Source organism: Gilliamella sp. B2785 (genome assembly GCF_026537005.1).
In the GTDB taxonomy this organism is placed as follows: domain Bacteria; phylum Pseudomonadota; class Gammaproteobacteria; order Enterobacterales; family Orbaceae; genus Gilliamella; species Gilliamella apicola_E.
In genome coordinates, this window is sequence record NZ_JAFNNC010000005.1 from 231857 (window position 1) to 238167 (window position 6311).

The 6311-nt window shown below is 37.3% G+C and carries 4 protein-coding genes and 1 CRISPR repeat array; all 4 genes read left to right on the plus strand.

The genetic code is table 11. The annotated features are described in order from the left end of the window. Window positions 1–19 precede the first annotated feature (19 nt). The 4 genes from eno (at window position 20) to J3U24_RS07705 (ending at window position 6198) form a co-directional block, all read left to right on the plus strand. A complete protein-coding gene (eno, locus tag J3U24_RS07690; RefSeq protein ID WP_065733917.1) occupies window positions 20–1321 on the plus strand; it encodes a phosphopyruvate hydratase in 1302 nt (433 codons plus the stop codon). Between the two features lie 224 nt (window positions 1322–1545). Next, window positions 1546–2472, plus strand: coding sequence for a VirK/YbjX family protein (locus tag J3U24_RS07695; RefSeq protein ID WP_267337789.1), 927 nt, complete (start codon window positions 1546–1548; stop codon window positions 2470–2472). 92 nt (window positions 2473–2564) lie between these two features. Beyond that, window positions 2565–3467 (plus strand): lysine exporter LysO family protein, encoded by a 903-nt coding sequence (locus J3U24_RS07700; protein WP_220225912.1) that lies wholly within the window; start codon window positions 2565–2567, stop codon window positions 3465–3467. 199 nt (window positions 3468–3666) lie between these two features. Then, window positions 3667–4174: direct repeats of the CRISPR family, unit length 28 nt; unit sequence GGTTTATGCCGTGTAGGCAGTTTAGAAA. 707 nt (window positions 4175–4881) lie between these two features. Further along, window positions 4882–6198: a hypothetical protein gene (locus tag J3U24_RS07705; protein WP_267337788.1), complete on the plus strand. Its 1317-nt coding sequence runs from the start codon at window positions 4882–4884 to the stop codon at window positions 6196–6198. Window positions 6199–6311 lie beyond the last annotated feature (113 nt).

Genomic DNA, 6311 nt, shown 5'->3' on the forward strand with positions numbered 1-6311 from the left:
TCATATAGAGGAAAATAACATGGCAAAAATCGTTAAAGTACATGGTCGTGAAGTCATCGACTCTCGTGGTAACCCAACTGTTGAAGCTGAAGTTCATTTAGAAGGTGGTTTCGTTGGTCTTGCAATCGTTCCATCTGGTGCATCAACAGGTTCACGTGAAGCGTTAGAACTTCGCGATGGTGACAAATCTCGCTTTTTAGGTAAAGGCGTACTTAAAGCTGTTGAAAACGTAAATGGACCAATCGCTAAAGCAGTTATTGGTAAAGATGCGTTAGATCAAGCTGCAATCGACCAAATCATGCTTGATTTAGACGGTACTGATTTCAAATCTAACTTAGGTGCTAACTCAATCCTAGCAGTATCTTTAGCAACAGCTAAAGCAGCAGCTGCAGCGAAAGGTGTACCACTTTATCAACACATCGCTGACCTAAATGGTACTCCAGGTCAATACTCTATGCCATTACCAATGATGAACATCATCAACGGTGGTGAACATGCTGATAACAACATCGACCTTCAAGAATTTATGATTCAACCAGTTGGTGCTAAAACAGTTCGTGAAGCAATCCGTATGGGTTCTGAAGTATTCCACAACTTAGCAAAAGTACTTCACGCTAAAGGCATGAATACTGCTGTTGGTGACGAAGGTGGTTTTGCACCTAACTTAGGTTCAAACGCTGAAGCATTAGCATGTATCAAAGAAGCTGTAGAAAAAGCAGGTTATGTACTAGGTAAAGACATCACTTTAGCGATGGACTGTGCTGCATCTGAATTCTACAACAAAGAAACTGGTAAATACGTATTAAAAGGTGAAGGAAACAAAGAATTCACTGCTGAAGAATTTACTCACTATTTAGAAGGTTTAACTAATCAGTATCCAATCGTATCAATCGAAGATGGTTTAGATGAAAGCGATTGGGAAGGTTGGGCATACCAAACTAAAGCATTAGGTCACAAAATCCAATTAGTTGGTGACGATCTATTTGTAACTAACACCAAAATCTTCAAACAAGGTATTGAAAAAGGCATCGCTAACTCAATCCTAGTTAAAGTTAACCAAATCGGTACATTAACTGAATCTATCGCAGCAGTTAAAATGGCGAAAGATGCTGGTTATACAGCAGTAATTTCACACCGTAGTGGTGAAACTGAAGATTCAACAATTGCTGATTTAGCTGTTGGTTTAGCTGCTGGTCAAATCAAAACTGGTTCTATGAGCCGTTCTGACCGTGTTGCTAAATACAACCAATTAATCCGTATTGAAGAAGCGCTTGGTTCAAAAGCACCATTCAACGGTTTAAAAGAAGTTAAAGGTCAATAATTCGTTTTTTTAAACGATCATAAAAACGGTGACACAGTTCACCGTTTTTTTATTCATCACACCGCAAGGGTTGCGTTGACTTAGGTTGTGTTGTACTCTTATCAGCTTACTTAAAACATTTAAATTTAACGTTAATATTAAATTGATATTTAATAATTTAGCCACATATAATTTTCTTACAAACTTACGAACACATTTTTCTGCTTATGAACAATATTACGAATATGTCCCAGCCTAAAAGTAAATGGCAACTTTTTAACTGGCTTTGTACAGGTAAACTACCGCTTAATGAACTATGGCTTAAACCGACTTATCGTTATAAATTTTTTTTCAGGACCCTATTTTTAAGCCCAATAACGCTTAAATTATTAGATAAATTAAGACAATACCCATTACTTGGATACTATCTATCATGCCAAACCAATTTACCCTGTAAATTACAACGACCTTATTTAGCGTCTTGTTTAAGTCAACAAGAGCGCTATGAAGCCTTAGCCTATCATTATGATTTTTTAGCAAATCATCCTGATAGCATGACTAAAGCTTTTTACAATCCAGATTCATCATTTGAACTAGCAAGTGTTATGGCTAAGAACGAAGCTAACATAAAAATTGCCATCCAAGCACGTAACAAGTTTGCTCGTGAAGGTGAGCTAAGCTTATATTTTTATGACAATGATGGCATTGATTTAGCCACGTTAACCTTCACCATTAACCAATACCAACAAAAACCAACACTGTTTATAGCAGGATTACAAGGAACAGGGCATCAAGACGCTCGCACCAGAGTTCAGCAAGCAACAAAACAGTGTTATGGACTATTTCCTAAACGTGTGGTGGTGGAAGCCGCATTAATTATTGCTCGTTATTTCCAGCTTGAACAAATTATTGCTGTGGGCAATAAAACCCATGTTTACAACAACTGGCGCTACAACAGCCGACAAGAAAGAATCTTATCTGATTATGATGATTTTTGGTTAACTATTGACGGTAAACAAGACGAAAGATCGTTATTTATTTTACCCACCCAAATCAACCGAAAAGCCATTGAAGATATTGCCAGTAAAAAACGTTCTGAGTATCGCAATCGTTATGCATTATTAGATGAACTGCAAAATAAAATTGAAACTCAATTAGCAGCATTAACATAATAGTATGGATTAACGACAAAAAAATCGCTTGTTCAAATTAGCAAGCGATATAAAAAATTTGACTTTTAAAAATGAAAATAAAGGAATAAAACATGTATTTTGGTATTCTTATTGCTTTAGTGCCGTTATGTCTAGGTTATTTGATTAAATTCAAAGAGCAAAAATGGATCACCAAAATAAACCTAATCTTAAGTTGGATGGTCTATTTTATTTTATTTATCATGGGAACCGAGTTGGCTCACTTAGATAATCTAGCTTCTAACATAAAAGTTATCCTATTTTACACCGCGATCATTTTTGTTTGTACCTTTGGTGGCAATTTCATCTTTTTAGCGCTAATTGACCTATTTTTACCGTGGCGCACCACCCATAGTAAACAAAATTATGAATCACGATTCAAAATGATCTTAGAATCACTGCGAGTGTGCATAGCGCTAATCGCCGGCTTTATTGCTGGACTCTTTCCACTCTTTATTTGGCAATATAGTGAAGACATCACCAAAGTGGTACTCGTCTTTTTACTGCTACTTATTGGTATACAACTACGAAGTAACAACATCTCACTAAAACAGATCCTACTTAACAAAGTCGGCATAGTTACCACTATTATTGTGGTACTAAGTACCTTCTTAGGTGGGATTATTGCAGCACTCATATTGTCACAACCTGTACGAGTAGGGCTGGCAATGTCATCAGGCTTTGGCTGGTATTCACTATCAGGAATACTCATGACCGAAGCTCATGGCCCAATTATAGGCAGTGCCACTTTCCTAAATGACATCCTACGCGAATTATGCGCCATCATCCTAATCCCAACCCTAATCAAACGTTACAAATTCACAGCGTTAGGTTTATGTGGTGCTACATCGATGGACTTTACGCTACCTATGCTACAAAAAGGCGCCGGAATCAGCATCGTACCACCCGCAATCGTCCAAGGCTTTCTATTAACCTTAATCATGCCTATTTTTATGACCTTGTTTAATTATGGTTAAGAATCGATATTAGAGTAAAAAAGTTGAGGAGCGGGGTTTTCTAACCCCTAAAAAATAGTATTTTTATAACCTTTTTTTTAATCAAAAAATAAAATAATTAAAAATCATGATATTAAAAAGATACTGAAAAAAAGGGTTTTTAAAACTCCAAATGCCCTTTGCCTTTTTGCAAACAACGATTATAGTATGTCTTGTTCTAGGTTTATGCCGTGTAGGCAGTTTAGAAAATTCTCCTTCTGTATTCTTTTAATCCTGCAAAGGTTTATGCCGTGTAGGCAGTTTAGAAAACTTAGAAAATTGGTTTTAATTAAATTAGCTGGGTTTATGCCGTGTAGGCAGTTTAGAAATAAAATGTAAAGCACTAAATCAAAAATAATTAGGTTTATGCCGTGTAGGCAGTTTAGAAAAATGACTTTTATAAAATCTAACGCTACTTGATGGTTTATGCCGTGTAGGCAGTTTAGAAAGTTGGTCAGACTGCGACTTGCGGTTTACACTTGGTTTATGCCGTGTAGGCAGTTTAGAAAATTATTTACGCATTTTTGGATCAGCTGTTCTTGGTTTATGCCGTGTAGGCAGTTTAGAAAAGTAGAGATAATAAAATGAAAATTTATATTGCGGTTTATGCCGTGTAGGCAGTTTAGAAATAAAATAATGAATGTTGATTCTGGCAAATCAGGGTTTATGCCGTGTAGGCAGTTAATAAAATATAATTTTCGAATCAATCAACACTAGTCAGTTTATTCAGTGCAGATAATATCCCGTTTCTTAAAAAGTTGAGGAGCGGGGTTTTTGGAGTTTTAAATTTCACTTAAAAATTATTAAATGATCAAAATCACTAAATTTCTAATTCAAAGCTCAAAAATAAAATTTTTGAGGATCAATTGCTCTAATTCCAAAGATTTGTAATCGCGATATATTTAATTAAAACAATAGTTAATAAATTATAAATTAGATCCTTTTAGATCTTATTTACAAAAGTTAACGTAAATGAGTGAAAAAAAGTGTTGCATCGTGTTTTTCCCATCACTATACTTTTTACACGGTTTTAGCTACTAGGCTAAAATTTGACAGAAAAGCATAAAATTGTAAATTAATCAAAAAATTACTTGACAGGGTAGTCTAAAATGCATTATAATTTTCAACAGGCAACAGGCAACAGGCAACCTGGCCAACCTATCTTTTAAATTCATCTAAGTCCAGCACCCAGTTTAAATTTTTCACTGACACTTATTTTCCCACTCAATCAAGTGAAATTCTGCGAATTTTCGCGCGATCGCTTCCGCGATCCTCTTTTCGATCTTTTTTCCGATCGTTTTTCGGATCCATTTTCAGATCCTTTTCGCGATCCTTTTCCGGATCCAGTTTTCGATCCTTCGATTTTCCCAAATTATCCCGGCAGATTGTTTCTTTCGTGGTCTTTTTCCTTCCTTTTTCTGGTCACGCATTGACATCACAGACAACAGCAAATCAGATACAGGGTAGTGCACCGTATTTGACTTTCGACGGTGGTCGTACACGTGCAGTTGATACTAACGGTCTGCTTGGGATTACGCTATCTGACGGAACTAAATATACACCTTCAACCAATACTTCATCTTCTTCGGCACCAATCGTCTTGACGGTTGCGGGTCAGAGTTTTGCTGATATTCGTATGTTCGTTCCTACTGATACTACTTCAGTCGCTTTGAGTTCTCTTATTGGTCCTCCTAATAATTATTGGGGTGATGATGATGGAGATTCTGGCGTTACTGCTACAGGTTCTTTAAGTTTATCTATCGTCGATAAAAACAATCAATCTGTATCACGTAATTCCGTGTTAACGACTTGTAATTCTCCTTATAAGGTTACGTTATCTAGTACTAACGGTACATTATCTACACGTTATGGTTTTCCTAATCGTAGTACTTTCCGTGAAAGTAGCGTGACTTATTACGTCAATCCTAAGGCTTCGCCTGTGGTTTGTTTTGCAAGACCAGATAGGTACTATAGTACAGGTCGATATGCTGGCCCAGCTTCGATGTGGGACCCAGCTAAGGGTTTTCTCACTCAAGAAACAGACCCGTCACGTTACGGTCAAAACTTTCCTACTACAGGTCTTAATGGATTGTACTTTGATTTAGATATTAGTGGTGTTAGTCAGCCATTGTATTGGTCTCCCGTATCTCAGGGAGGTATTACTGTTACAATGTCTAATTCTACTGCTACAAGCGTACGCGTTACTTTAACTGGTCCTTACGCTACTCAATCCCAGATTAATTCATCCAATCCTAGTCGTGTTTCCACTCCATCTTTGCCTCAGACATTCGAGTTGGTCGGTCGTGATACTAATGGTACTCCAGTCGTCAAATATGGTTTTACTTTGAAGCAGTGGTTCGTGAACACTGGTTCTGTGAAGAAAAATTATTCTAATACATTATCTTGGTGTAATAGTCTTGGTTATCGCCTTCCGAAGGTAAAGGATTTAACCAACGCATCTTGTCCTAACAACCATTTTGACTGTCGTGGTTCAGTCACCGCCACCCCTTCCTCACCTGGTAATTGGTACATGCGTCATATAGGTTCCGGTTTTTTCACTGAGTGGGGGGATATGCGCTATTACTCCGTTGGTTTCAGTCCCAACTATGCGTACTGGGCTAGTGACCAGTATTTTGTCGTGGGCCATGACTGGGGTAACGTTGTAAGCAAAAACTCCTACGAAACCTGGTCCACGCTTTGTGCCCATCCTTAGTTCTTATTTCTTCGTCCTTAATCCTTAGGGCCGGGGGTGGGAGTGATAAAAAATAGTATTAGGTGATTAAAAGTAAGCTGACTCAAGGAGTCAACGTCGTTTAGCCATAAAAA

What these genes read in the sequence shown, in the direction of transcription:
- eno (WP_065733917.1), top strand. Translation starts at nt 20, where the DNA reads ATGGCAAAAATCGTTAAAGTACATGGTCGTGAAGTCATCGACTCTCGT.
- J3U24_RS07695 (WP_267337789.1), top strand. Translation starts at nt 1,546, where the DNA reads ATGTCCCAGCCTAAAAGTAAATGGCAACTTTTTAACTGGCTTTGTACA.
- J3U24_RS07700 (WP_220225912.1), top strand. Translation starts at nt 2,565, where the DNA reads ATGTATTTTGGTATTCTTATTGCTTTAGTGCCGTTATGTCTAGGTTAT.